The sequence below is a fragment of the Vibrio sp. YT-15 genome (genome assembly GCF_033337445.1).
Taxonomy (GTDB): Bacteria; Pseudomonadota; Gammaproteobacteria; order Enterobacterales; family Vibrionaceae; genus Vibrio; species Vibrio alginolyticus.
In genome coordinates this window covers 1-1,207 of the sequence record NZ_JAWOQR010000113.1, presented here as the reverse complement: position 1 = coordinate 1,207, position 1,207 = coordinate 1, and the positions used below count along the sequence as shown (strand labels likewise).

The 1,207-nt window shown below is 45.7% G+C and carries 1 protein-coding gene; it reads right to left on the bottom strand.

From position 1 onward, the window contains the following. Positions 1–1,170 (bottom strand): MotA/TolQ/ExbB proton channel family protein (locus tag R7D93_RS25650; RefSeq protein WP_318129600.1); only part of this gene is annotated, 1,170 nt, incomplete at its 3' end. Positions 1,171–1,207: the final 37 nt, after the last annotated feature.

Sequence of the window (1,207 nt, the reverse complement as noted above, 5' to 3'; positions counted from 1 at the left end):
ATCGCCGGTACCAAATAGCGTGATTGCCTGGAAGGTACCGATCATACCCATTACTGTACCTAGTAGACCCAGTAGTGGTGCTACAGAAGCGAACAGTTTGATTGAGCTGATAAAGCGTTCAATGCTTGGTGCATTGCGTAGGATGATTTCGTCCAACTTCGCTTCCAGATCTTCAAGGTTGTCGCCTTTGTGATCTTGGTAAGCTTGGATAACTTCACCTAGAGGGTTGCCAGGGATAACTGTGTCTGATTTCGCCTGTTTACGCATTTTGCCACCGATGATCTGAAGGCGTAGGAAGCACAATAGCGCGATGATGACACCAACAGCGCCCATTGCTAGGATGACGTAACCAACGATACCGCCTTGGTCAATACGCTCCTGAACGGTAGGGCTCTGTACTAGTAGCGATAGAATTACGCCACGAGATGGATCAAGGAATATCGGCTCATAAGTGCCTTTTGCTGATTCAAAACCAGCCACTTGGCTTGTGATGTTCTTGCTTGGCTGACGTGATAGTTCTTCGAACTTGCCAGTTTGAGGTACGTAAATGACGTATTTGCCATCTGCAATTGCGTTAAATTCTCCTACTAGCGTTACGTCGCGAACGGCTTCTTTACCTTCACCGTAAACAACCGTTGCTTGTGTTGTTGATGTATCACCAGATACGACAACTTGTTGAAGAATAGTGTGCCAGAATGCTTCCAGCTCTTGAGTTGATGGTAGTTCTTTACTTTCTGCTAATTTAGTTAGCAGCGCATCGCGCTCTGGGAACTGAACGGCGTTTTGTGAAGCTGCAAATAGGCCTTTAAATTCACCTGCGTACTGACGAACTACACCAAACATCTCACCTAGAGTACCTGAACGAACACGCAGTGTTTCGGTTAGTTCAGTCAGTTGTTTGTCGTTTTCGTCGAACGTTGCTTTTAGCTGATCACCCAGTGCTTGTTGTGCGGCAAGCTCATCGCGCGCTTGTTGCAGTAATACGGCTTGTTGGTCACGATCGCGTTTGAACACAGCTTCGCGTTCTTTGTTTTCTTTTGATTCAACAATGCTTTCTGATTTTACGTTTTTTAGTAGTTCAGAAAGTGTTTGTGGGGTTTCAGCTTGAACGCCAGAAACCATAAATAAGCTGGCTAGTAGACCAGCGGCTAGAGTTTTGAATCCTTTCATCTCTTATTCCTCCCCAGCATATACAGGCAATTTGATT